This is a genomic window from Leptolyngbya sp. FACHB-8, assembly GCF_014695575.1.
In the GTDB taxonomy this organism is placed as follows: domain Bacteria; phylum Cyanobacteriota; class Cyanobacteriia; order Elainellales; family Elainellaceae; genus Vacuolonema.
Genome location: NZ_JACJOO010000040.1, coordinates 17,346 through 41,595, shown reverse-complemented (window position 1 = coordinate 41,595; position 24,250 = coordinate 17,346). Strand labels below are relative to the sequence as shown.

At 50.7% G+C, this 24,250-nt stretch carries 27 protein-coding genes and 1 riboswitch; of the genes, 11 read left to right on the top strand and 16 right to left on the bottom strand.

Annotated elements, in window-relative coordinates; genetic code table 11:
* Positions 1–144 precede the first annotated feature (144 nt).
* The 3 genes from rnc to H6F91_RS08495 form a co-directional block, all read right to left on the bottom strand.
* Positions 145–861 (bottom strand): ribonuclease III, encoded by a 717-nt coding sequence (rnc, locus tag H6F91_RS08505; protein ID WP_190771423.1) that lies wholly within the window; start codon positions 859–861, stop codon positions 145–147.
* A 6-nt stretch (positions 862–867) separates the two neighbouring features.
* Complete coding sequence (locus H6F91_RS08500) at positions 868–1,911, bottom strand: hypothetical protein (protein ID WP_199307706.1); 1,044 nt, start codon at positions 1,909–1,911, stop codon at positions 868–870.
* A gap of 96 nt (positions 1,912–2,007) precedes the next feature.
* Positions 2,008–2,511 (bottom strand): DUF4112 domain-containing protein, encoded by a 504-nt coding sequence (locus H6F91_RS08495; protein WP_190771422.1) that lies wholly within the window; start codon positions 2,509–2,511, stop codon positions 2,008–2,010.
* An 88-nt stretch (positions 2,512–2,599) separates the two neighbouring features.
* Here H6F91_RS08495 and H6F91_RS08490 point away from each other — a divergent pair, with 88 nt between their 5' ends.
* On the top strand, positions 2,600–3,559 hold the full coding sequence (locus H6F91_RS08490) for a sulfotransferase domain-containing protein (protein ID WP_190771421.1): 960 nt from the start codon (positions 2,600–2,602) through the stop codon (positions 3,557–3,559).
* 208 nt (positions 3,560–3,767) lie between these two features.
* Here H6F91_RS08490 and H6F91_RS08485 read toward each other — a convergent pair whose 3' ends face one another.
* Positions 3,768–3,911, bottom strand: a complete 144-nt coding sequence (locus H6F91_RS08485) for a chlorophyll a/b-binding protein (protein ID WP_190771420.1) — start codon at positions 3,909–3,911, stop codon at positions 3,768–3,770.
* Positions 3,912–4,131: 220 nt separating this feature from the next.
* Between H6F91_RS08485 and H6F91_RS08480 the strand changes: the two genes are divergently transcribed.
* A complete protein-coding gene (locus H6F91_RS08480; protein WP_190771419.1) occupies positions 4,132–5,343 on the top strand; it encodes a class I SAM-dependent methyltransferase in 1,212 nt (403 codons plus the stop codon).
* A 165-nt stretch (positions 5,344–5,508) separates the two neighbouring features.
* On the opposite strand, the gene H6F91_RS08475 is transcribed toward H6F91_RS08480, so the two are convergent.
* From H6F91_RS08475 to H6F91_RS08465, 3 genes are all read right to left on the bottom strand, one after another.
* Positions 5,509–6,063, bottom strand: coding sequence for a prepilin-type cleavage/methylation domain-containing protein (locus H6F91_RS08475; RefSeq protein WP_190771418.1), 555 nt, complete (start codon positions 6,061–6,063; stop codon positions 5,509–5,511).
* A gap of 483 nt (positions 6,064–6,546) precedes the next feature.
* Positions 6,547–7,020: a DUF4278 domain-containing protein gene (locus H6F91_RS08470; RefSeq protein WP_190771417.1), complete on the bottom strand. Its 474-nt coding sequence runs from the start codon at positions 7,018–7,020 to the stop codon at positions 6,547–6,549.
* A 38-nt stretch (positions 7,021–7,058) separates the two neighbouring features.
* A riboswitch (Glutamine riboswitch) is annotated at positions 7,059–7,127 on the bottom strand.
* 230 nt (positions 7,128–7,357) lie between these two features.
* Complete coding sequence (locus tag H6F91_RS08465; RefSeq protein ID WP_190771416.1) at positions 7,358–7,927, bottom strand: 2'-5' RNA ligase family protein; 570 nt, start codon at positions 7,925–7,927, stop codon at positions 7,358–7,360.
* Between the two features lie 261 nt (positions 7,928–8,188).
* On the opposite strand from H6F91_RS08465, the gene H6F91_RS08460 reads away from it, so the two are divergent.
* The gene (locus tag H6F91_RS08460) at positions 8,189–8,455 is read left to right on the top strand and encodes a YciI family protein (RefSeq protein WP_190771415.1); all 267 of its coding nucleotides are present in this window, start codon (positions 8,189–8,191) and stop codon (positions 8,453–8,455) included.
* An 86-nt stretch (positions 8,456–8,541) separates the two neighbouring features.
* Positions 8,542–9,009 carry an SsrA-binding protein SmpB gene (smpB, locus tag H6F91_RS08455; RefSeq protein ID WP_190771414.1) on the top strand — a complete coding sequence of 156 codons (468 nt, stop codon included), beginning with the start codon at positions 8,542–8,544 and terminating at the stop codon, positions 9,007–9,009.
* 145 nt (positions 9,010–9,154) lie between these two features.
* Here the strand turns inward: smpB and H6F91_RS08450 are convergent, their stop codons facing one another.
* Positions 9,155–10,135 carry an ABC transporter ATP-binding protein gene (locus H6F91_RS08450; RefSeq protein WP_190771413.1) on the bottom strand — a complete coding sequence of 327 codons (981 nt, stop codon included), beginning with the start codon at positions 10,133–10,135 and terminating at the stop codon, positions 9,155–9,157.
* Positions 10,136–10,228: 93 nt separating this feature from the next.
* Here H6F91_RS08450 and H6F91_RS08445 point away from each other — a divergent pair, with 93 nt between their 5' ends.
* The 3 genes from H6F91_RS08445 to H6F91_RS08435 all read left to right on the top strand — a co-directional run bounded on the left by H6F91_RS08445 (position 10,229) and on the right by H6F91_RS08435 (position 12,018).
* Positions 10,229–10,384 (top strand): hypothetical protein, encoded by a 156-nt coding sequence (locus tag H6F91_RS08445; RefSeq protein ID WP_190771412.1) that lies wholly within the window; start codon positions 10,229–10,231, stop codon positions 10,382–10,384.
* Positions 10,385–10,735: 351 nt separating this feature from the next.
* Positions 10,736–11,671 carry an NAD(P)H-dependent glycerol-3-phosphate dehydrogenase gene (locus H6F91_RS08440; RefSeq protein ID WP_190771451.1) on the top strand — a complete coding sequence of 312 codons (936 nt, stop codon included), beginning with the start codon at positions 10,736–10,738 and terminating at the stop codon, positions 11,669–11,671.
* 104 nt (positions 11,672–11,775) lie between these two features.
* The gene (locus tag H6F91_RS08435) at positions 11,776–12,018 is read left to right on the top strand and encodes a hypothetical protein (protein ID WP_190771450.1); all 243 of its coding nucleotides are present in this window, start codon (positions 11,776–11,778) and stop codon (positions 12,016–12,018) included.
* Between the two features lie 325 nt (positions 12,019–12,343).
* On the opposite strand, the gene H6F91_RS08430 is transcribed toward H6F91_RS08435, so the two are convergent.
* Positions 12,344–13,579 carry an LL-diaminopimelate aminotransferase gene (locus H6F91_RS08430; RefSeq protein ID WP_190771411.1) on the bottom strand — a complete coding sequence of 412 codons (1,236 nt, stop codon included), beginning with the start codon at positions 13,577–13,579 and terminating at the stop codon, positions 12,344–12,346.
* Between the two features lie 332 nt (positions 13,580–13,911).
* On the opposite strand from H6F91_RS08430, the gene H6F91_RS08425 reads away from it, so the two are divergent.
* The gene (locus H6F91_RS08425) at positions 13,912–14,481 is read left to right on the top strand and encodes a manganese efflux pump MntP family protein (protein ID WP_190771410.1); all 570 of its coding nucleotides are present in this window, start codon (positions 13,912–13,914) and stop codon (positions 14,479–14,481) included.
* A gap of 64 nt (positions 14,482–14,545) precedes the next feature.
* On the opposite strand, the gene crcB is transcribed toward H6F91_RS08425, so the two are convergent.
* Positions 14,546–14,941, bottom strand: a complete 396-nt coding sequence (gene crcB, locus H6F91_RS08420) for a fluoride efflux transporter CrcB (protein WP_190771409.1) — start codon at positions 14,939–14,941, stop codon at positions 14,546–14,548.
* Positions 14,942–15,336: 395 nt separating this feature from the next.
* Positions 15,337–16,470: a cob(I)yrinic acid a,c-diamide adenosyltransferase gene (locus H6F91_RS08415; RefSeq protein WP_190771449.1), complete on the bottom strand. Its 1,134-nt coding sequence runs from the start codon at positions 16,468–16,470 to the stop codon at positions 15,337–15,339.
* A gap of 476 nt (positions 16,471–16,946) precedes the next feature.
* On the opposite strand from H6F91_RS08415, the gene fraC reads away from it, so the two are divergent.
* The 3 genes from fraC to H6F91_RS08400 are packed head-to-tail and all read left to right on the top strand — an operon-like array spanning position 16,947 to position 19,304.
* A complete protein-coding gene (fraC, locus tag H6F91_RS08410) occupies positions 16,947–17,519 on the top strand; it encodes a filament integrity protein FraC (RefSeq protein WP_190771408.1) in 573 nt (190 codons plus the stop codon).
* Positions 17,520–17,526: 7 nt separating this feature from the next.
* Complete coding sequence (locus tag H6F91_RS08405) at positions 17,527–18,528, top strand: DUF5357 family protein (RefSeq protein ID WP_190771407.1); 1,002 nt, start codon at positions 17,527–17,529, stop codon at positions 18,526–18,528.
* Positions 18,525–19,304 carry an ABC transporter permease subunit gene (locus H6F91_RS08400; protein ID WP_190771406.1) on the top strand — a complete coding sequence of 260 codons (780 nt, stop codon included), beginning with the start codon at positions 18,525–18,527 and terminating at the stop codon, positions 19,302–19,304. The genes H6F91_RS08405 and H6F91_RS08400 overlap by 4 nt, the downstream gene beginning before the upstream one ends.
* 76 nt (positions 19,305–19,380) lie before the next feature.
* Here H6F91_RS08400 and H6F91_RS08395 read toward each other — a convergent pair whose 3' ends face one another.
* The 5 genes from H6F91_RS08395 to H6F91_RS08375 form a co-directional block, all read right to left on the bottom strand.
* Positions 19,381–21,135, bottom strand: a complete 1,755-nt coding sequence (locus H6F91_RS08395; RefSeq protein WP_190771405.1) for an ABC transporter permease subunit — start codon at positions 21,133–21,135, stop codon at positions 19,381–19,383.
* Between the two features lies 1 nt (position 21,136).
* Positions 21,137–21,886 (bottom strand): phosphonate ABC transporter ATP-binding protein, encoded by a 750-nt coding sequence (locus tag H6F91_RS08390; protein WP_190771404.1) that lies wholly within the window; start codon positions 21,884–21,886, stop codon positions 21,137–21,139.
* Positions 21,887–21,891: 5 nt separating this feature from the next.
* The gene (locus H6F91_RS08385) at positions 21,892–22,812 is read right to left on the bottom strand and encodes a putative selenate ABC transporter substrate-binding protein (protein ID WP_190771403.1); all 921 of its coding nucleotides are present in this window, start codon (positions 22,810–22,812) and stop codon (positions 21,892–21,894) included.
* 184 nt (positions 22,813–22,996) lie between these two features.
* Entirely contained in the window at positions 22,997–23,290 is a 294-nt protein-coding gene (gatC, locus tag H6F91_RS08380; RefSeq protein WP_190771402.1) for an Asp-tRNA(Asn)/Glu-tRNA(Gln) amidotransferase subunit GatC, read from the bottom strand.
* Between the two features lie 145 nt (positions 23,291–23,435).
* Positions 23,436–23,957 carry a photosystem I assembly protein Ycf3 gene (locus H6F91_RS08375; protein WP_190771401.1) on the bottom strand — a complete coding sequence of 174 codons (522 nt, stop codon included), beginning with the start codon at positions 23,955–23,957 and terminating at the stop codon, positions 23,436–23,438.
* Positions 23,958–24,250 lie beyond the last annotated feature (293 nt).

Sequence of the window (24,250 nt, the reverse complement as noted above, 5' to 3'; positions counted from 1 at the left end):
GGATGGTGAGTCAGACTCACCATCCCTTTTGCTTGGAAAACCACACTCAAGCTATATCGTGACGTGCAACCGCGTTAAGTACAAAAACAGGGGTATAGGGCGCTTCACGGCCTACACCACTGTATTGAATCAACGGGCAAAGCGCTATAGAGACTGCCGATGAAGTGCCAGGAATGCTTCCTGAGCAGCAGCCTGTTCAGCCATTTTCTTCGACGAGCCAGTGCCACGTCCTCGGCATTGACCCGCAATCCACACTTCCGCAATGAAACGTTCAGCCTGAGTAGCTGAGTGAAAAACTTCAGTAATGTGGTAGTCCGGTAGGACTTGAAAATCTCGCTGGGTAAGTTCCTGGAGTGCCCCCTTGTAATTCATCAGAGCTGGATCGTTTTGAATGACTGAAACCATTTTTTGGAGATGAGGATCCAGCCAGATTGAAATTAGGCTTAACTTTGGCTCTGCTAAGTATAAAACCCCTAAAACAGCCTCTAACGCTTGAGCAATGCGGCTATCTCGTCCACTAACATCACCGAGAATGGCATTTCCCAGGAGCAGGTAGCGATCCAGGCCATAACGACCGCCAATCTGAGCAAGCATGCGATCGCTCACCAACACATCCCGCAAGACCGACATCTCTCCCTCGGTCGCAGTCGGCAGATGGTCATATAGAAAGCGGGAGACTGTGAGCTTCAGGGCTGCATCTCCCAAAAACTCTAAGCGTTCGTAATTACGGGCAGGATCAGCACTGGGGTGAGTCAGTGCTTGATCCAGCAAAAGCCAGTCAATTTTGGGTTGGGCGGTAAAGCCCAATTTGCGAATGAACTGTTGAAGTTGTGCTTCTCGATAGGGCGAACTGAACGCCATACCCCTTTATTCATCCTCAGCCATGATTTTTAGGCGAATGGTTCGGCAAAAACTACTGCCTGGTTCGCCCAATTGTATCTCCAGGGTATCGCCAGTCAGCGGTTCCAGGTAGGCAAGGAGCGATCGTAATTGAGGGGTACTGGAGCCACTGTCTAAATAAACCCGTTCGGAAAGGCTGTTGATTCGCTTCCAGGTGGTGAATAAGCGAGCGATCATCTGCTCCAACTGCGATGCCTGACTTACAAGATCGGCCGTCGCACTCAAGCAGCCAACCCGCAGCGCTTCCTCCAGGGCTTGCTCCAGGTCCATTCCCTCCCGATTGAGGGCTTGTACCTCCGTGGCAGCATTGATGTATTTCGCCAGGAATTTCGCCTCAGCGGTGGCTTGCTTAATAGTATCTACATCGGGATTTTCGGCAACCTCTCCCTTAAGTTGCTCCTGGTGGCTTTCGGGCAGCTTTTCGAGTTCTCGTACCAGAGGAGCCAGATAGCGGGTAGGAATGGTGTTGTTAGCGGCTTTCTCGCGAACCTCCTCGGGCAGCAGCTCAGAAGTCATGGCAGTCCACTCATCCGCTAGCTGGCGGACTTCGCGGCGGGTGATGCGATCGCCCTTTTGAGCCGCATCCCCGATCATTTTTTGCACCTCCGGGGCTGCCTGAGCCGTCTCGACAAAAGCCCGTTTGGTGAACTGATTCACGTCCTCCGGTTCCAGCACGCCTTCTGACAGCAACAAATCGGCACTTCCTGCCAGATCCATCAAGTTGTACGCGTGGCTCTTGCTAATTTCTCGTTCTTGCAGCCACTTGAGAAATCCTTGACCATTGCCTTCACCGCCCCGCTTTTCGCGATCGCGCACGGCCCGCAAAATTCGCCCGCGCCAGATGTCAGTTTGCAAGTCGAAGCGATCGCACACTTGCCAGGCCGTTTCGATCAACCGTTCAAACTCGGCTTGAGAAATATCTTCGTCTTCGGGGTCGGGCAACTGAAACGTTAAATCGACCAGTGTTCCGCTATTCATCACATCGGTGGTGAACCGCGTCGCTTCTACCATGCCACTAACCCAAGGAAACAGCCGAACTATTATCCCACGACCAGTAGAGCTGTTTATTTCTGTGTAGGAGGTTGGTTCTTTCCTGATCGGCAGCTATCAACCCACAGATGGGGTGAGTAGGAGACCCAGGAGAAACTTGAAAACGAGGCCCACTAGAATCGCAAACCCCACAACAATCCCGATGACGACTAACGTCATAAGGATAATAAACCAGCGATCGGCAGGGCGAGCACCTGTCGGATTCGCCAGATGTTTTTCTAGCAAAGCAACGTTACGGCTATTGGCTTTCCAGCCAAAATCAAACAAATCTCCAACAAAGGGAATCACACCGAGCACACTATCTGTTAATAAATTTGTGACCATCCGGATGAGAGTTTCACGGGGCAGCCGTAACTGTAATGCCTCCAGGACGATGTAAGCAGACAGAACGGCTCCAATGGTGTCACCACCACCGGGGATCAATCCGAGAAAAGGATCGAGACCAACCCGATAACGGGTACCAGGGACAGGAAGGGCATTGTCAAGCAGGTGGCTGATCGTACGAACCCGTTGAAGCGTCGAAGCGGATTTTGCTTCTCTAAGGTCGTGGTTGTCGCTCATGGCGGGAAATTGTCCTCAGTTTAATGACAGGTCGGTAACTCGTGACCTGAACTTGATAACATCTTTTAAGGTTTGTTAAACGCGGTTTATGGAAAACGTTCGGATCGACACGCTGCCAGATGACCTGTTTCTGGTGTCTTATCCTAAATCAGGAAACACCTGGCTCCGATACCTCTTTGGGCATTACCTCTCTGGTGAGGAAACTCCTAATATTTCCGAGATCATTCCAGACATTTATAAAAATCCGGCTGAACTGGCGGCATTGAAGGCCCCCCGATACATTAAAAGTCACGAACCCTACCGCCCAGAGTACCCCCGCGTCATCTATATTGTGCGAGACGGTCGGGATGTAGCCGTTTCCTACTACTTTCATATGCAGAGCCGGAAACGCATCCCCGACGGGATGTCTTTTAGAGACTACGTCAAAGCGTTTAATGCTGATCAGCTAGATCCGTTCTCTACGTGGAGCGACCATGTTCATTCCTGGCTGGACAACGCTCCCGAAAAATTCTTGCTGTTACGCTACGAAGATATGAAGGCAGATACGCAGACACAATTTCTGCGCTGTTTAGAATTTGCAGGGCTTCCTATCGATATGGAGCGGGTGAATTTCACGATCGAAGCCTGTGATTTTCAAAATTTGAAGAAGCGGGAGGAGGCCTGGTACAAGCAACAGGGAAAAACACCTTTACATCCCTTCTTCCGCAAAGGTACTTCTGGGCAGTGGCAAGACCGCTTTACCGATGAGATGCTAGAGACTTTTCTGGCTCGCCACGGTTCTGCTCTGGAGCGAATGGGTTACATTGAAGCGGCTCCTGCTCTTGAGAAGACCTATGAGCCCATGCGGCGGAATTTGGAGAAGGCGATCGGTCAACAGGACGGCAAATATCTGGCTCTCAAGCAAGAACTTGCACAGGAACTCGCTCAGGTACGTCAACAACTGGATCAGGCCCACAAAACGATCGCGGAGATGGAAGCCAGCAAGTTCTGGTCTATGCGTCAGGCATGGGTTCAATTAAAACATCGTCTGAGTAGCACGGCTGAGTAAAGCTACCGCAGAGGAAACACGCTTTATCAAAGCCATTTACGAGATTTCTCGGTTTGGTGAGGTACGAGAGATGATGTGGAACAAACTTCCACAACCATCTCTCGTACCTCACCAGATTGGGAAAGGCTATAAGCAATGCATACAGCAGAAAAAAGCACCCGATTGGGTGCTTTTTACAACTTAGATGAGATATTCGAGAGATACAAAATTACATGAGACCCAGTTGGGACAGAATGCCTTGCCCGGTAAGCAATTCGGTGGCAATTCCAATTACAAAGCCAAGCATAGCCAGACGACCGTTCCAGGTTTCAGCGAACTGAGTGAAACCAAACTTTGTTCCTTGATTTTCCATGGCTCAATAACCTCAGTACTTAGGTATCGGTTCTGTAATAGAACTTAACATAACTTTGGAGAAGGTGACAATGCCTTGGGCCTATACATCAGGGCTTACTCACATCCTGTACCTTACTGTCCTAAAAGCAGAACTCTGGGATTGCTTCCGCTTTGTACTGGCACTGCCGAGTTCTAGCTTTTAGGGCAAGATATGAAGTTAATGACCAGGATTGATGGATATGCAAGATAAGCAGGGGTTAGAAGCTGACCAGAGTCATCCATTGTTGTGCGATCGCATTGCTCAACACATCGCTGCACAGCCCCAAGGAAGAATTCCCTTTACAGAGTTTATGAATCTGGCCCTCTATGACCCAGAGTACGGATACTACGCTACCAACCGGGTCAACATTGGCAAAGAAGGAGATTTCTATACCGCTCCTCACCTAGGGTCCGACTTTGGTGAGTTGTTAGCCGAACAGTTTGCCGAGATGTGGCGGTTACTCGGTTTCCCCCAACCCTTCACCCTGGTAGAAATGGGAGCCGGACAAGGATTACTGGTGCGGGATGTGTTGCGGTATCTGCACCGCCACCATGATGCCTGCTTCGATGCGCTGGAGTACATTGTGGTGGAGGCTTCTCCTGCCCTGCGTCAACTCCAACAGCAACAAATGAGCAATCTGTTAGAGTTTGACCGCCTGCACTGGCGTACTTGGGATGAAATTCCACTTGACTCAGTCGTAGGATGTTTCTTCTCCAACGAGCTGGTCGATGCGTTTCCGGTGCATCGGATCATCCTGAAAGACGGAGCGTTGCAGGAAATTTTTGTCGTGAAGTCGGAGAAAGCTGAGGAGGGTGTTTTTGGAGAGGCGATCGCCCCCCTCTCCACCCCCGAGGTAGAAACTTATCTTCAGCTGAGTGGCATCTCCTTAACAACGCCCCCCTACCCCGATGGCTACAGCACTGAAGTTAACTTAGCTTCACTAGATTGGCTTACAACTGTAGCTCAAAGGCTGCGGCAAGGCTATGTGCTCACTATTGACTATGGGTATCCGGCTCAGCGTTTCTACCTTCCCAGCCGTCGTGCAGGAACACTTCAGTGCTATTTTCAGCATCACCACCACGACAATCCCTTCATCCACGTTGGTAGCCAGGATATTACAGCCCACGTCAACTTCACAGCTTTGGAAAAGCAAGGAGAGAAGTGTGGGCTAGAATCTCTTGGGTTTACACAACAGGGGCTATTTTTGATGGCATTAGGCATGGGCGATCGCATTGCCGAGTTATCCAACCGCAGTTTTAGTGAATCGTTTACCCTATCTGACCTTCTGGCACGGCGAGAAGCACTCCACGGATTAATTGACCCAATGGGATTGGGGAACTTCGGAGTTCTCTTACAAGGCAAAGGGCTGCAGGAGGAACAGCGAAAACTGCGCGGATTCCAAATCCCTTAAATGCATTCGCAGACTTGCACTTATTGCTGGTGTTACGTTAGTTAGGGCAGTCTGTTTTTGAAAAGCTTTGCGGAGCGCGGCTTTTCAAAAACAGACTGCCCGGTTCTGAGCGCTGTATCAATTCATAGAAAACGCGTTTCATGCGCAAGGCTATCGCCAGGTGCCCTATTGCAAATTTCGATTACACTCCTCGTTACGGGCTGTACGTAGAGCACCCAGAAGGCTAGATGAGAATACACAGCGTCTGGAGGTGCGATCGCCTCGCCGCAGCGTCATCCGGCCCATCTGGCCACTCACTCCACCTTGCGCAGTAAAGCGGATCTGGTAAGTTCCAGCGGTTTGCAAAAGGGTCGTCATTGCAGCATCGATTTGGGCACCGGAACTGAGAGTTTCCCAGGGGATTTGGGTCGGTTCTGCATTGACGGGGTGAGCTGCTGCTTGGATGCCCTGAGGAGTATCTCGAAAGCTGGCTTGCCACGCTGCATGGTTAGTTTTGGCTTGTACCTGAGCAGCTCGCATTGTCTGAAATACACCATCTTGAGCATGATTTAGGGTCTGCCCCGTCATCAACCCCAACCACGAGGGAACAAGTATAGAAACTAGCAGAGTCATTACTGCCAGCGTTACAAGTAGCTCTACTTGAGAGAAACCATAGGAATTGAAATTCGCACAGAAAAACTTCCGAGACCGGCGATATCGTCGCTCTAATTGTAGGGTCATGATGCAGCCTGAAAAATAAATTAAGCACCAAAGAGGGGTATATCAAGGCAGTATGTCTGGCCGTGAAACTCATATGTCACGGCCAAACATAGTGTCAGGAGCAGCATTATTGATGCGTTTTGCCTGCTTTTAGCACTATGCCGTTTTCTAAACCTTTTCGGAATAAGTATGACTACGAGATTTTATTGTTGAGGGCGAAAGCTCAACTTTGAAACCCCGTAATTTTGCCCCTCCCTCTTGTTATTCCTCAGGATCACAAATAAGCAACCTGTCATTCTTTTTATGGGAGTGGCGGCGAAGCCACCACTCCCATAAAAAGAATGACAGGTATTGTCTAAACGCGTAGCGCGATAGAAGCTGAGAACATGCAAGACGCAATAAAAAAGGCACCCTAATGGAGTGCCTTTTTCTTAAAGAGAACCTTTTGTCCAGAGATGACTATGACTTAGGGTTCAAAGATGCGTTGGTCTGTGGATGCATGAATCAGCTGCTTGCTGCGTGGCTGCGATCATAGGTTGCCCAGAAACTGGGGTGAACCTTGCCTTGAATATGGTTCCAGTACTTCGCCGTTTCGCTACCATCTAGCCCAATGCTAGTAGCCAGACGGGACAGCATAACTTGCTGACGTTGCTTGACCTGACGGTGGTGGTTCATCATCAGTGAGCGGGCGCGATCGCCAGAAACAGCTGCAACAGGAGCAGGATCAGCTTCCACCACAGAGCTTGCTACAGATTCTGCGCTAGGTTGAGCAATGGTCGGTAGAGCTGCGTTGTAAGTATTGCCACGATACTGAAGAGTAGCATCTGCTGCTTCTACTTTAGCTTGAGCAACAACAGGCAAATTCGTGTCGTAAGCGTTGCCACGATATCGCAGAGTAGCATCTGCTGGATTGCTGTTATTCAGATTAACGACAGGAGAATTGGCTTCGTACTTGATACCACGATAATTGAGTTGCATAACGTCCGCCTCGCTTCAGTCTTGAAGAGTAGTTTGGAGGCGCGTTCCTTCGGGGCTTCCCTACTTCCGTCTCTTCTGCCAAGTTGTTTGGCAAAGAGATGAACGATTTATTTCTGTATCTATTGTTACAGTTTTGCCTCTTTTTTGTCAAGGGGTAATTTTAAAACTCAGTAGTTCTCGCTTTGGACTAACTTCAGTGCGGGATAAGCAAAAATGGGCCTTTTGAGTGCCATGCATTGCGCACAGCACTCGAAAACGCCCTTAACCTGAATCCAGTTTAGGCTTTACCTGAGGAGTGCAGCCTCCCCAATCTAGATTTCCAAATGCGAACTGTTGCTCAAAAACCGTGCTCAGCCAAAGAAAAGTCTTGCTGGTTCTCCCAACGGTGGCCTTGATGAATGAGTAGAGTGAGGCGATCGCTCGTAAACTCAAAGTTCGCTTCCCGTTTCTGTAAATCCATCCAGGCTTCCTCGAACGTGTGTGGGTTCAAGTTGCGAGAAGCCAAAGTCATGTGGGGCGAATAACCACGTCGCTTGTTCTTGAGATCAACAATCCCTAACGTGTCTTCCAGATGTTGCATGAGCGAGGCCTGAAGCTGAAGCAATTCAGGCGTTTTGAGCACCTTAATGTAAAGCACACGGGGAGAAAATGCGCCAAACCCAGACAGGCTGATAGGAACTGGGGATTGAGTCTGCACAAACGCTCGGAGGCTGCTCTCTAAAGCTGGAAGGGCGTTCACGGGCCACTCGAAGGGCGGTTGTAGCGTAATGTGGGGGGGAGCTTTGGCCGTGCGGGTTTGATAGCGACTACCGAGTTCCTGAATAATGGTCGTTGCAAAGGTATCGATCTCCGCAGGAGGCAGGAATGCGATAAAAAATCGGGGATTTGGGTTGTGGCTTGTGGTCATGAAGTCCTGTGATGGGCATCGATACGATTGAAGCAAGCAACGCACTGTCTTGTTAGAAGCACAAACCTGACGGCTCTTTCCATGAAGCTTACTGAAGAGCGATCGACGACAGCAAAACTTCTGGCTAAGGTATCCTTAGAGGATGTTTGAGAAGCCAGCCCTGAAAAGGGTTGATTTGGTTGTCTGCTGGTGCAGAGAAATGAATCTTTCAACACCCTCTTAGCCATCCGATAATACCCATTCCACGAAAGAACGCAACCAATGCCCTGGTTTGTCAAGATTGAAAAAGGCCTCGTCGATAAACCCACTTTTGACCAGTATGTGCCAGCCCATCTGGACTTTGTAAAAGATCTGATTGCCTCGGGGCATCAAGCCAAGACTGGGTACTGGCAGGAACGGGGCGGCGGTATGTTATTGTTCTGGGCGAATTCTCTCGAAGAAGCGAAGGATATTGTGGCACGTGATCCCCTGATTTGTAATGGCTGCGTCACCTACGAACTGCATGAGTGGCACGTTGTAGTGGAGTAAGCCATACTCACAAAGCCAGCACACCGCAAGGCTTTTCCGACTTCCCCAATCCCAGGGAACTGTTAGTAAGGTAACGAAGAACTACGATGGCAGATAACGGAGACGGCATCAAAATCGTGGCGGACAACCGACAGGCCCGCTACCTCTACGAAATTTTGGAAACCTACGAGGCTGGCATTGAGCTGCGGGGAACGGAGGTGAAGTCTGTGCGACAGGGCAAAGCCAACTTGAAGGATGGCTTTGCATCGGTTCGTGATGAAGAGGTGTGGCTCTACAACGTTCACATTTCGCCCCATGACACCGCCAGCCAGGTGTTCAATCATGATCCTCGCCGTACTCGGAAGCTCCTGCTTCATAAGGATGAAATTCGCCGCTTAATTGGCAAGGTGGAGCAAAAGGGACTGACGTTGATTCCGCTGCGGCTGTATATGAAGAAGGGGCGAGTGAAAGTAGCGATCGCCCTAGCCCGAGGCAAGAAGACCTACGACAAGCGCGAAGATCTGAAGAAGAAACAGGATAAGCGCGAAATGGAACGGGCAATGAAGTCACAATAGCTTTTCATGAAATGAATGTGGGGCAAAGCTCCACATTCATCTCTCATACCTCATCAGATCGGAAAGGGGTTGCCATAGCCTTCATAAAAGAGAGGGGCGACGTCATACGTCGCCCCTCTCTTTTATGAAGGCACTTATGAGCCTATTACTGGCTTTTGAAAATGCCCCGTTGTTGAAGCTGTTGGATAAAAAACTCCTCCAAACTTGGGCGAGCCAAACTCATTGAGATTAATTGAGCTTTCATCAGCCGCAGACTAGAGAAAAAGTCTTGAGGTTGGCCTTTGAGGTGCCCCTGCCAAAAACCATCCTTAAATTCCAAATCGGGCATCCACTGTCGCAGCACCTCAGGATTGGCATTTTGAACTCTTACTCGGTACAGATCCGTGGTGCCCAGCAGCTCATGGATTGAACCGAGGCAAATGAGTTCTCCTTGAGCCAGAATACCGACGCGATCGCAAATTGCCTCGACATCGGACAGCACATGGCTATTAAAAAAAATCGTCTTACCCTGGGTCTTCAGGGATTGAATAATTTCTCGAATCTGGAAGCGACCTAAAGGATCCAACCCTGACATCGGTTCGTCCAAAAACACCACATCCGGATCATTAATTAAGGCCTGGGCAACCCCAATGCGCTGCAACATCCCCTTAGAGTATTGCCGAAGCTGTTTCTTTTGAGCGGCAGAACGAGCTAAGCCGACCAGATCAAGCAGTTCAGGGATGCGTTGACGTTGTACAGCAGATGGCAACTGAAACAGACCAGCCGCGTACTCCAGTAATTCCCAACCCGTGAGGTAGTCATAGAAGTAAGGGTTTTCTGGTAAGTAGCCGACCCGGTGCTTGACTGTGCGATCGCCCAGCGGTCTGCCCAGCAGCATGCCGTTACCGCTAGAGGGCCGCACAATACCCAGCAGGATCTTCAGGAGGGTCGTCTTTCCTGCCCCATTCTGCCCCAGCAGCCCAAAGGTTTCCCCTTCATAAATGTCCAGGGAGCAGTTGTTAAGGGTCTGGTTCTTTTGATTGAACCAGAAGCCAGAACGGTAAACCTTGCGGAGTTCACGGGTGTGAATCACCACCGACTGCCCAGGTAAAAGAGGAGTCATTGACGCTTGGGTTTCAGTATCCATGCCAATCAAAATGGAGCGAACACACTTTACTTGTTCCCGATCTTGCCAATTTTTATGTCACTCTAGATCAAGATTCCCATCTAAAAGCCAATTATGAACCGTTCGAAATGGGTTGCGATTGTCACCGGGGCGATCGCCTTACTCCTCAGCTTTGGCTATCTGCTGCTGGTACAACTGCTCGACTTCCGGGGCGAAATGCTTCCGGCCCCGATTGATCTATCGCTTTTACAGAATCTTTTCATAGTCTAGGGCTAATTTCAGCCGAGTTTTCTGACAATTGTCTGGGCAGTCTTGCTGAGGTCCTGAATTCTGTGCGCTTTATGCTGCAGAATTCAGGACCTCAGTATGTAGAAGGGTGAATTTTGCCGGTGCGATGCACCGGCAAAATTCCAGCAATTCTCAGTATGGGCATCAAAGCCAAGAGTTCACGCCCTACGGGCGTGAACTCTTGGCTTTGATGCCCGAAACCGCGCGCCTTTGGCGCGCGATTTTCGGGTCTGATTTCAAAATGAGAATTGCTGGCAAAATTCACCCTTCTACAAAAACTAGCGCCTTATTGTTTAAGATGAAAACCGTTCTGTTGGTATTCTTTCCCTCTTGCTGAGTTCGCAACATCCTACCCCTCAACCCTTGACAATTCTAGGAGCCGGAGCCTGGGGTTCTGTCCTTTATGAGCTAGCCAGACGGGCCGGAAACTCGCCTAAACTCTGGTCGCGACGGGGTTCCCTACCTATGGAAATGGCTCTGGAAGATGCAGGCGTTATCCTGTCAGCAGTCTCTATCAAAGGAGTTCCGCAGGTAGCGAAACAGATACAGACACTGGGTCTGGACCGAGAAGTCATTCTCGTAACGGCCACAAAAGGACTGGATGCGGAAACCACTTGTGCCGCGTCACAAATTTGGCAGGAGCATTTTCCCGATAACCCGGTTGTGGTGTTTTCTGGACCAAACCTTTCAAAGGAAATCTACCAGGGGCTTCCAGCAGCCACGGTCGTCTCCAGCCAAAATCCAGAAGCCGCACAAACGGTACAAAAAATGTTTGCGTCGGATCGCTTTCGGGTCTACACCAATCAGGACCCAGTTGGGACAGAGTTGGGGGGAACGCTGAAGAATGTGATTGCGATCGCCGTTGGGGTCTGTGATGGCCTGCAACTGGGCACGAATGCAAAATCTGCTCTGATCACCCGTGCTCTGGCCGAGATCATTCGCATTGGGACTTACCTGGGTGGTGAGGTCGAAACCTTCTTTGGCCTTTCAGGGTTGGGAGATTTACTGGCAACCTGCAACAGCCCCCTCAGCCGCAATTATCAAGTGGGCTTTCGGATGGCGCAGGGAGCGACATTAGAGCAAGCTCTTGCGGCCATTGGCGAAACCGCCGAAGGAGTTAATACGGCCAATGTTCTGTTTGCCATTGCCAATCGAGAGGGGATTTCTATGCCCATCTCTCATCAGGTCTATCTGCTACTGAATCAGCAGATTACGCCCCAGCAGGCGGTAGAAGCCTTAATGGAACGTGACCTGAAACCCGAGGCTTAGTAAAACTGAGTGCAGATTTGTCTATGGTAGGGAGAAGTGGATGTGAAGTGCCCACTTCCTCCTACCATAGACAAACTGAGCCCCATGGAATTGAAGGAATTGTGATGGCTATTTCTAAAACAGAAGCCCGCCAGTTACTGGAACGGATGATTTTCGAGAGCGATCGCCCTCAGGATTGGGTGCAGGATGTTTGGGGCCTCAGCCCCACCCTTGGAGAAACTGCCGCTCGCCTGATCGATATTTTCGATGCCCTGTTCGACTGCTGCCCTGACGAGAATTTGGAAAATTTAGTACACAATCTCTATGAGCAGTATTTGGACAGCCCATCTGTGCATGACAACAACTGACCGTGAATCAAGAGAGCCCACGATTGTAAGTGCGGTTGTACCTACAATCGTGGGCTTCTTTTAAATTGGCATGCGGCATTTACCTTAGGGTATAGGTGAGCGGCGATTTACTGTAATTTAACCTGAGTTTGGGTTAAGGGCTTTTTCGAGGGGCGCGCAAAGCGCGCCCCTCGAAAAAGCCCATTTTGTAGTGCGCTTCACGCACTACAAAATGGGCTTTTGAGCTTATCCCGAATTGAGGTTAATTTAATATCTTTGTAAAAATGTGTGCGATCGCCTACGAAAAAGGTGGAAGCTACGCTCCCACCTTTTCGCTGAATTACCGTTAGACTGCAAACTTTTCAGTGATACGGTTCATCGCCTCTTCGACGTTGGCTCGGCTGTTGAAGGCAGAAATTCGGAAGTAGCCTTCTCCTGCAGCACCAAAACCTGCTCCTGGGGTGCCGACCACGTTGCAGGTATGAAGTAACTTATCAAAGAAGTCCCAGCTGCCCAAACCGTGGGGGGTCTTCAACCAGATGTAGGGAGCGTTGACGCCACCATACACAGAGAACCCGGCTGCTGTCAGCTTTTCACGGATGATGCGGGCATTTTCCATGTAGAAGCCGATTAGCGTGTTGACCTGCCGTTGGCCGGCTTCCGAGTAGACCGCTTCGGCACCACGCTGAACAATGTAGGATACACCATTGAACTTGGTAGATTGGCGGCGGTTCCACAGAGCCCAAAGCTGCACATCAGAGCCATCTGAGGCCTTCGCCATTAGGGATTTAGGTACTACGGTGAGGGCACAACGGGTTCCAGTAAACCCAGCATTCTTCGAGAAGGAACGAAACTCAATCGCGCATTCCCGTGCCCCTTCAATCTCATAGATAGAGTGAGGGATGGTGGGATCAGAAATGAAAGCTTCGTAAGCTGCATCAAAGAAAATGATGGAGCCATGGGTACGGGCATACTCGACCCAGGCTTGCAGATGTTCACGGGTTGCTACCGCTCCGGTTGGGTTGTTCGGGAAGCAGAGGTAGATTAAATCAACCTTTTGCTGAGGAATTTCAGCTGTAAAGTTGTTATCTGCTGAGATAGGTAGGTAAACCAGACCGCCATACTCACCTTTATCATTGGCTGGGCCCGTGTGCCCTGCCATGACGTTGGTATCCACATAAACGGGATAGACGGGATCCGTTACAGCAATGGTGTTGTTGTCACCAAAAATATCGAGGATGTTGCCCGTGTCACACTTCGAGCCATCGGAGATGAAGATTTCGGAGGCATCGATGTCGCAACCCCGAGCTTGGAAGTCGTGGGCAGCAATTTTTTCACGCAGCCAAAGGTATCCCTGCTCGGGACCATAGCCTTTGAACTGGGCGCGATCGCCCATCTCTTCGACCGCTTGAATCATCGCATCGCGGCAAGCCTGGGGCAGCGGCTCAGTCACGTCACCAATGCCCAGGCGAATAATACTGGCATTCGGGTTCGCTTCGGAAAATGCATTGACGCGTCGGCCAATTTCGGGGAACAGGTAGCCTGCCTTCAGTTTGAGGTAGTTATCGTTGATGGTTGCCATGGATGGATGTTTCGAACGCCAATACATTAGTGTATAGCGAAGGGATGGTCACAATTCCAATCTAAAGGTAGTTGTGGTCGGAGGAGCGCTGTGAATCCCTCCAGCCACAATCTATTGATCGGCATGATTAGCCATCAGATCAGAAAGGCCATATTACTTACTCTGCGGTCAATACAGCCTTTTTGGCCTAATGTTTTGTAGATTTGAAACATAACCAGAATGATCAGGGGATAATAGAACAAAAGAGGGATTGAAAAATGCACCGGCTCTGCTACTTATAGCCACGGTCCTTCGCTCAGACTCTCTGATTGACGAATTTTTAGCGAGTATCTATGACGATTGCAACCGATTCATTGATAGCGGTAGGCGTCTCTGCGGATGCAGTCGCCGTTGCCCTTTGTAGCGGGCTTCTCATCAAACATCTCAAGCTCAATAAAGCTCTGAAAATCGCGCTCTTTTTCGGTGGATTTCAGGCACTGATGACTCTGCTGGGTTGGTTCATATCGCTGGGTGTCCAGTCACTGGTCGAGAATATCGATCACTGGATTGTCTTTGCGTTGTTAAGTGGCATCGGCGGCAAGATGATTTATGAGGCGATCAATGAAGAGGACGGTTGCGAGCGGTTTGATCCGACTAATAATCACACATTGATGGTACTGGCCTTTGCTACAAGCATTGATGCTCTGGCTGTGGGCATTAGCTTTGGGGCATTGCAAACTGACATCTCAAAATCTACCAGCATCATCGGATGCATTACGTTTCTGCTATCCCTGGTTGCGGTTTTTATTGGGCATCGATTCGGTAATTTTCTAGGTCGTAGGATCGAAATTGTTGGGGGTTTAGTCCTGATTGGAATTGGTGCCAAAATTCTTTTCGAGCACCTAACGACCCAGGGGATTTAGATTACTCAAAAAATATTGGAAAGAGATACAAAGTACAACTATGGGCCTGCAAGCCGGCCCGACATTAGAGTTTCATCTTGGCTAAAACCGTCCCTAAATACACACAAGGAAGCGCTAATATTGCACTCCCCAACCAATAGGCTAGCCCTATCCAAAGGCGGGATTGTAGAAATAGAGAAAGAGACTCTAAACCATAGGTCGAAAAAGTCGTGTAAGACCCAAGAAATCCAGTAATTAGTAATAACTTGAGCTCTGGTGCAAGAGATGGAATGCGATCGCCCAACCAAACACTTAAAAAACCAATTCCTACACATCCAGTCAGGTTAATCAAGAACGTACCGTAGGGAAACGGCGCATCCAGCAGAGATTTGAACAATAGAGTGAAGTAGTAGCGGCTCAGAGCACCCGCGATCGCCCCCAAGCTAATAGCGATCGCGGCTCGAATCCCTGTTTCTCCCATGGTTGTGCACCAGTTAATTATCTTTAATCTCAGATTGTGCCCTATAGCGTTGCGTGATTAGAAGCAGGACAGTTTACTTTTGAAAAGTCGTGATCCACACGACTTTTCAAAAGTAAACTGTCCGGATCAAATGCCAATATCCTCAAGACTTACACATTCACGTTAGGAGATTTCCAGTAATGAAATTACCCCCAGAATGTTGGTGCTTTGCCCGCGAAGCGGGCAAAGCACCAACATTCTGGGTAAATTCTTATGCATAAACCTCCTTATGTGTAGTTGCAGAGTACACACAACATGAATGCGTAAGTCCTAATTCTAAAAACCAAAACTCCTATTCCGTTGTTACCAGGTAACGACAAAATAAGAGTTTTGGCTTTTAGAGCATTGGAGCTGCGTTAGAAATCGACACCACGCTTTAGATCAACACCTTTCTCTGCATAGTGTTTGTGGCAGAAGACCTCAGAGTGAATACTGGCTAGGTCAAAGTAGGCTGGGGTGTTTTTGCAGCGGCCTGTGATAATAATTTCGGTGTCACGGGGTTTGCGTAGGAGCGCCTGTACGATGGGCTCCTGGGGTAGCAGTTCTAGATCAACCGTCGGGTTGAGCTCGTCCAGCATAATGGTTTTGTAGAGGCCAGAGGCGATCGCAGCTCGCGCAATTTCCCAGCCCCGCTCGGCTTCTACGTAATCCAGCTCTTGCTGCTGGCCGCGCCAGACAATAGCATCTCGACCACAGCGCAAATGATCGACCAGATTGGGATAGCTTTGTTGCAGAGCGGAGATTGCAGCGTCCTCGGTGTACCCGCTTCCTCCCTTCAGCCATTGCATAATCAGCACCCGGTGCGACTTGTCCTGGCTAATCCCCTTACCAATAGCCTGGAGTGCTTTCCCCAAGGCACTGGTAGACTTACCCTTGCCGGCCCCTGTGTAAATTTCAATTCCCTCAATACCGTTTTTGGCAGCGGTCGGATGGAAGTGAGGTTTCATCTCAGAGTGCAGATCCGCGATTTCCAGTAAAGCGGCTGGGGCACCCCGACCGGTTGCAATCACTTCCAGTTCTGGCGACTTATTCTTGAGGGTCTTAACGACTTCATCAACCGGCAGCAACCCCAGATCGAGGACGGGGTTAATTTCATCGAGCACTACAACGGAGTAAAGGTCAGAGGCGATCGCCCCTTTCGCTACATCCCAACCTCGCTGGGCCTCCAGGCGATCGAATCGAGTAATATCATCGGGGCCAAAAAACTCGCCGCGCCCGGTGCGTACCTGATCGATGAGGTGGGGAAACCCCTGCTGAAGCGCTTCAATGGCGGCATCTTCGTCATAAGTACGGCCAGGTCCTTTGAGAAACCTCAACAGGAGAACCCGTGTCTGACTGGAGCTCTTAATCCCAAGACCAATGGAACGCAAAACGACACCCAGAGCCGCCTGAGACTTCCCCTTCCCGGCCCCATCATAAACATGGATCTGCCCTTCTAAACGCTCCGACATATTCTGTGCGGTGCGAATGCCGATGCCGTTTCTGGTCATGGTTCTAAGATGATTCATGAGGCATTGATCCTATCAAAGGCGACGGTGGGTTGAGAGTATTTTTGAAAGGTCCTGGGGAGGCCCAATTCAATGACCCTGATGCATGAGCAAGTAACGCCTGCCCGCTCATTATGCCGCCAAGAGGATAAGGGGTCAACACCATTAGTGGGGTTATCTGTGGAGATTCACTCTATAAATGCACCACAAATAGTAGCTAGGCTCACTTCTTGAGCTGGAGGCTAAGAAACAATCCCTGGTTGGCTAGAGCCCTTACGGTAGCGCTTTTCCATAGAATGCCCCTACCCAAGTGGCTCTAGTACTGCACCATGAACATCCAACTTATATCTGGTGATGTTGAAGTGCTTCGTATCCTACACCACCCAAATATAGGCAAACTTAAGCCCCTGAATACTAGCCTGCAAATTCTTTCACTGGATTTGAGATAAGTTGGAAGTCAGAACGGAATTTGGGGAGCTATGGTTTTTCCGGTTTTGGCCCTGCGGATGATCGCCTTTCAGTTCATGTTCTTGCTGCTGGCGATCGCCATCGAAGGGGTTGTACTGAAGCGGGAGTTGGCGATGATTCCCCGTAAGGCCATGTTGTATGCCACCATTCTAAATTTGACCACGACGGTGGTCGGTTGGTTTATCTTTTTTGCCGTGGAGGCGGTGCTACCCCAATTTTTGCGGAACGAGCTAATCGAGTTTATTTTGTTTAATCGATGGACGCGGGAAACTGCTTTCTGGGGCATTCTGGTAGGATTTTTGACCTTTTTTGCCAGTTTTGTCATGAAAACCTTTGGCTTTACGCAATTGGAGCAGTTGTTACTCACCCAGCAGGAGTGGGAAGCGCAACTGCAAAAACGAATGAGTGAACGCCGCTTGGGAAGACGGTTTCGACGTGGAAGCGGGGGCTGGGTCGACAGCAACAACCAGGCTCGGGCAATGCTCACCGCTAATGCCTGTAGCTACTCCGCTATAACCGTTATTTTGTTTACCCGGTATCTCCTGTTGAATCCTCAATTCTCCGGTTTTGGTTATTTCCGGTGAACCACCTGTGAAAGAACTTCGCGCAGCCTTTGAAGCCCTTTGGAAACAGCTCAAACCACCCCAGGCCTACTCCTGGCAAACGCTCATCTGGCTGAGCGTATTTGCCTGGCTGTTGTCTATCCTCACCGTGACCGAAGTCGTCGAGGAAATTCTGTCATGGTTGGGCTGGTTGTTCCTCACCATTGGAGTAGGGTGGGCCTCCTGGGGAATCAAACTGAACTTTTTTGGTTGGATGTTTCGGCCTGGCCCCTGGTTTACGGGGGCATTGGCCTGTACCCTACTATTTTGGCGGGAGGGCGCAGACCCGTTTCCCCTGGCTGTAACGCTCTGGCCTGTCGTGTCAGCGGCGATCGCCATCGTCCCCCGATTTTTCCCCCGGCTCACCTTCACGCTGCCTGACCCAATTACCCGGCAGGATATGTTGGTGCTGCTGCTGGTGAGTCTGGTTATGAGCTGCTGGTTTCGTTTTCACTTCCTGGTGCAAGATTGGCTGACGGCCTACCCCAGCCTGCTAGCGGATGACTTCAGCAATAGTGGATTTGTCGTATCCATATCCGATGAGTTACCAGCGGAGGACGAACAGGGTACCCTTCTTCTGGGAACCGTTGCCACTTCCGTGGAGCAACAACTGGATGGCCGCCCCTGGCGCGATGCCGAGCGCTGGCTGTTTGAGCGAGATCAACGTATTGTTGACTTGCAACAACAGGCGCTTAACAGACTACAAGCCGCAGGCGAAGGTCAATTCTGGAACTTTCAGGCTCTGGTGCCTCCGCAAACCCGGCCCGATGAGTACACCTTATTACTGCGAGCACGGTGGTTAGGCCCAAGTTCCCGATTGGGGGGATATTACCTTGAAAAGACTTGTTGGGTACGGCAAGTCAACAATCCTGTCCTGCTTCAACCAGGAGGGAGTGGCTCCGAACCTGTGACGGAAGTACAGTGTGCGCCTGGAGTCAGTGAGAAGAAGTGGTTAGTGCCCGAAACGACAGCAACAGGAGGTTTGGGGTGAGTTTGGGTCGTGTATTGGTCATTGCTACCAATGTGTTCCGGGAAGTGATTCGCGATCGCATTCTGTATCTGATTGGGGTGTATGCGATCGCCCTTTTCGCCATTGGTCGCCTACTGCCAGATGTGGCAGCCAGCGCTGAAAGTAAGATTTTGTTGGATGTAGGCCTGGGAGCTATCAGCCTGCTGGGGCTGATCATTGCCACCTTTATTGGCACAGGTTTGGTGAACAAGGAGATCGACAAGCGCACTGTTTATGTGTTGATTGCCAAGCCCGTCAGCCGACTGGAATTTATCGTTGGTAAGCATATTGGGTTATCGGCAGTACTGGCCGTTCTGGTGGCAGCAATGACTGCAATTTACCTGCTGGTACTCACGGTTTACCAAACACCCTTTCCCTTGAGCAGCATTCTAGTTACAGCCGTTTTCCAGTTTTTGGAACTGTCGCTGATTACAGCAGTCGCTATTCTATTTGGGGTTTTTACCAGTCCTCTACTGGCGACGCTCCTGACCTTCGGGGTGTATCTCATGGGCCAGTCCAGCCGTGATTTGCTGAAGCTGGGTGCTCTTAGCGAAAACCCTGGCTTTCAGCGCACGACCGAAATTTTTTATTTGCTCCTACCTGACCTGGCCCGTCTCAATCTAAAAAATCAGGCTGTATATGGTTTAGAGTTAATACCCGAACCCCTGCAACTGCTGAGCAGTGCATTTTATGCCGTGGTTTACATTGGGTTGGTATTAACGATCGCCACTTTGATCTTCTCGCGTCGCCAATTCTAAATTGATCGCTACAACCATTGGAGTGACGAGAGAGTGGGGATGAAACGCCTACTCTCTCGTCACTTTTTTACACCCATTAGCGTAGCGATCGCCGTGCCGTGCCGCTGACCCAATCCACGACAAAGGTCAGCACCACAAAGCATCCCAGGGTCACTATCACACTACGGTAATCAAAACTGGTGAGCTGTTCTGTCAATAGGCGACCCAGACCACCCGCTCCTACGAGCCCGACAATCACAGTTTCTCGCATACACACTTCCCAGCGGTAGAGGGTGTAGGCTAAAAACCGGGTAAACGTCAGTGGCAATACGCCATAGAGAAACACCAGTGGCCCCGGAGCACCTAACGACTTTAGTGCTATCAGAGGTCGCTGGTCCAGGTTTTCATTGACCTCCGCCATCAAGCGACCCAAAATTCCAAGATTGTGGATGCTGAGGGCGATCGCCCCTGGCAACATGCCCGGAAACAAGACAAAAAGCGCGACCAGTGCCCAAATCGGTGCAGGGATGGCCCGAGCAATCAGCAGAAGGGAACGGGTCAGCAAGAGCGATACCCAGGCGAGAATGCGGCCACCCCGACTTTGCCCGACTGTCGCCAGCAAGCCTCCGGGCAGAAAGAAGTTATAGGCCGCAGGAAATGAGAGGAGAATGCCACCAAAACCTGCCAGGGCGATCGCCAAAATCGACATGGCCAGGGTCTGCAATGATAGGCCAAGCAGTTGCTGCCACTGCTCCACCTCAAACCGTGGAGGCAGGGCTGATTGCCCAATGTCCACTAACAGCTCAAAAGTACGAGCAGACCAGAGCTTGCTAAAGTCTGCCTGGACGAAGTTGAAGCAAAACGGAATCAGCAGCACAATGGCGACACCCGCCAATAGCAAAATCGGATCAAGTTTCACGCGTTGATCGGACTCTGAATGCAGCGAAAAAGCTGCGGGCGTAATTTGAGCCGCAGCTTGGGATTCAGCACGATGGGATAACTTGCGAAAATTCAAATCGAGGCGACTGGGCGACCCCAGGCGGCGACGTACCCAGGCGCTGCTCAAATCTACCAATCCGTTCAGCAGGAAGAGGGCATAAAACAGCGTCCACAATTGGTTGTACCGAAGTGATTGCAGGCTGAGCAGGATTTCATATCCCAGGCCCCCAGCCCCAATAATCCCAAGCACTGCCGCCGAACGAATAGAACACTCAAAGCGGTAGAAGGTATAGGAAAGGAGATTCAGCCCCGCTTGTGGAATCAGGCTGTAGGTAAAAGCGGTCAGTGGGGCAACACCGCTACTGAGCAAAGCCAGCAAGGGTTGGCGCGGTGTTTCGTCAAGAATTTCGGAGAATACTTTGGCGACGATCGCTCCGTAGGGAATTGCGATCGCCAAGATCGCCACCAGCGGGTCGAGCCCAAAAATATTGATGAAGAACAATCCCCAAATCAGCTCATGAATAGCGCGGGGAATGGCGAGTAGAAAGCGGATACCGGCCCGGACACGCCCCCCACGTTGAGGAAACACCGTTTTCCACCAGACTTCCGAGACCCATACACCACCTATCAACCCCAGAGCGATGCTGAAAACAGTACCGCAGACTGCATAGGCCAGTGTGATGATCGCCGCATTCAAGGCTAATGCCAGGAATTCTGGGCTGAAGTCAGGTTGCAGACTGGCTGCCAAAAACTGCCCCAGTTGCGGCAGCCCACCGGGATTGAGGATGTCTTGACGAAACAGGCCAGTGGGGTAAAGGGAGAAGGCGATCGCCCCCAATGCTACCAACCCCCAGGCAATACGAGGGTTCGCCAATGCAGGCCACCATGACCTGACAGCAGAAGGGTGGGCCATACTACCTCAAACGATACAGGTCTTCGAGCAAGGCAGAGGAGACGTTGCTCGAAGGCACGTCAAATTGCACAGTGCCATGACGAAGACCAATAATGCGATCGCAATACCGCTGCGCCAACTCCACCGAGTGCAGGCTCACCACCAGGGTCTTGTTCGCCTCCACCAGTTTGCAGAGCAGATCCATCACCTCACGGCTCAACTCACGGTCAAGGCTTGCAACAGGCTCATCCGCCAAAATCGCCTGTGGATTTTGTACCAATACTCGTGCCAGGGCAACCCGCTGCTGTTGCCCCCCAGAGAGGCGATCGGTGCGAGCATAGAGTTTCTCAGGAATACCCACTCGTTCCAGGGCATCCGCTGCGGTCTTTACCTCCAAGGGATACACCAATGACACCAGAGCCTTGAACAGGGGCCAACGTCCCAAGTGGCCTGCGTTGACATTGTGGATCACCGCCAAATTATCCACCAGGTGAAACTGTTGATAAACCGTTCCAATTTGCCGTTGTACTTGACGCAGTTGTCGAGCAGACAAGCCACTCAAGTTCCGCCCCAGCGCCCAAACCTCTCCCTCCGTTGGCCGAAGGGTGCCATTCAGCAGGCGAATCAGTGTACTCTTCCCGGCCCCACTGGAGCCGACGAGGGCAACACGCTCCCCTTCATAAATTTGCAGGGTGACGTCATGCAGGGCCGAGAAGCGATCGAAACGCTGGCTCACCTGCCGAAGTTCGAACAGGGGTTGGACAAAAGACATTGGGGTTACTGAATCTTGCCAATCTGCCGCCCGATTTCCTCGATCTGGCTGTAATTGGAGTTCTGGGTTGAGATGAACTTACCTGCCCCAAACAGCTCCAAAATTTCTTTCTGTTCAGGCACGTTGGGGTCAAGTTTCAGCAGGGCTGCTTGTAAGCGCTCGATGAAATCATCACCGTAACGCTTCTCAACTTCGGGGTTCACAACCCAATGGTAGTCATAGTAAGCAGGGGTGCGCCAAATGACCTGTACTTTGTCCACATCAACCTCACCGGCTGCAAGTCGGCTCTTCCAAACCTGCTCGTTCATCACACCGGCATCGTAGGTACCCGCTTCCACCAGCTTCAGAGTCGCATCGTGGGATTGGGAGAACCCGGCCGCACCTTTGAAATCTTCCAGTTTGACGTTGGCCTGCTCCAGGAAGTACTGCGGCATCAAGCGGCCCGAAGTGGAAGACTCGCTACCAAAGGTAAAACTGCGCCCTTTCAGGGATTGCAGCCCATTGACATCGTTGATGGGAGCAATGCCACTGTTTTTATTTGCAATGAAAACACTGTGGAAATCGGCATCAATGTCCCGCTGGGCGATCGCCTCGGCTCCAGGCACTTGCAGTCGGGCCTGCACCCCTGTCAGCCCACCAAACCAAACCAGATCCAAATCTTCCACCTTAAAAGCCGTGACAGCCGCCGCGTAGTCGGTAACAGGCTTGTACTCAACAGGCACCCCTAATTCAGACTCCAGGTACTTCGCCAACTCACCATACAACCGCTGTAGTTTTTCGGGATCCTGGTCAGGAATGGCCCCCACTTCCAGAGGTTGGCTTGCTTCAGTTTGGGAACCGGTATTCTGACCAGCATCCTGGGTAGGTGCACAAGCGGCAATGGGCAGTAGTAGCGCTAATGCAGCGGATAGCAGAATTTTTTTCATTTCCCAACTCAATTTTTACGACGTAGGTGCCAGGAAATATTACCCCAGCGGCGATCGCCCTTGCTATCAAGCAGCTAATTTTCGCCATTTCCCTGGATCAACAGAAAGGGAAGCTTCTTAGAGAAGCTCCCCTCTTCAAAATCGCCTGATCAAAGAAGCGCCAGGTGCAAAGCCCATCCCACTGCTACTGGTCGTTCATGATCTGGGGCACGCGGAAGTACTCGCCATCCCGCTCTGGCGCACTATCAAGGATAGTTTCGCGATCGCTATAGGGCTTGAGCTGATCTTGACGAACAACATTAGCCACATCGATCGCCCGAGTCGTTGGCTCCACCTGACTCGTATCTAACTCACTCAACTGCTCAAAATATTCCAGAATGCTACTGAGCTGAGTACTAAACTGAGCTTCCTCCTCAGGAGTCAAAGCCAGTCGGGCAAGGTTAGCAACTTTGTGGACTTGTTCGCGATCGAGGGACATACGTAATGAGTAATAGGTAACAGGTAATGGGGATAAGACCGGAAGGACAAGGCAGAGGGCAAACAGAGCGAGATGAACGGCTCAAGCAATGAGAAGGCTCGGGTGTTCGCTCCTTCTGTCCTCCGCCTTACTCCTGTCATTGCCTTTAAAAGAAAATATCTGCCTTAGACCGCCCAGTTGTCTTCAGCCAGTTCTGAGCTTCGATGTAGTTGTTGGGAGCGAGGCGAATAGCGCGTTGCCAGTACTCCGCCGCTCTGTCGAAGTAGGCATCAGCATCGTCGTTGTTTCCAGCTTCCTGAGCTTGTTCGCCAAGGTAGTGATAGATGACCGCGACATTATTAAGGGCTTGGGGCATGCGAGGATTGAGTTCCAACGCTTCGTGATAGCGCTCAAGGGCTTTGTCGTGTTCGCCATTGCTGGCGTGGATGAGGCCCATGTTATAGATGATGAAGCTGCGATCGTACTCGTCTTCTTCCAGGGTCAGAGCTTCTTCGTAGTTGGCCATGGCTTCGGCGTATTCACCCTCAGCCTGAGCAGACATGCCATCTCGATAGTAAGCAAAGGCTTGCTTAGCAGTTCTTTTCGTCGGCATGGCCTTGAGGATGATGTCGGCCATGACCGTAAAGGATTTATCGATGAAGTTGTCGTTGCGTTGCGATCGCGGCATAGCTTAACCCGGTTTACCATCCAAGAATTTTATAGGCCCATACTAGCGAATGAAGCCGTTAGCTAACCAACGTCAGCCCATAGCGAGAGCCAATATACAGCCTATGGATACTTTAACGTGAATTGGGTTTTGTACTGGGCTACTCCTACTGAGATCTTGCAACTGTGATTTACCTCACACAGAACTTCAATCTGGATCAGGAGGGATGATGGACGGCCATCACCTCTACGTCGCCCGTGAGATCACGGGTTTATGAGGAATTGCATCACCAGAGAAGGCGGGGAGAGGGGAGA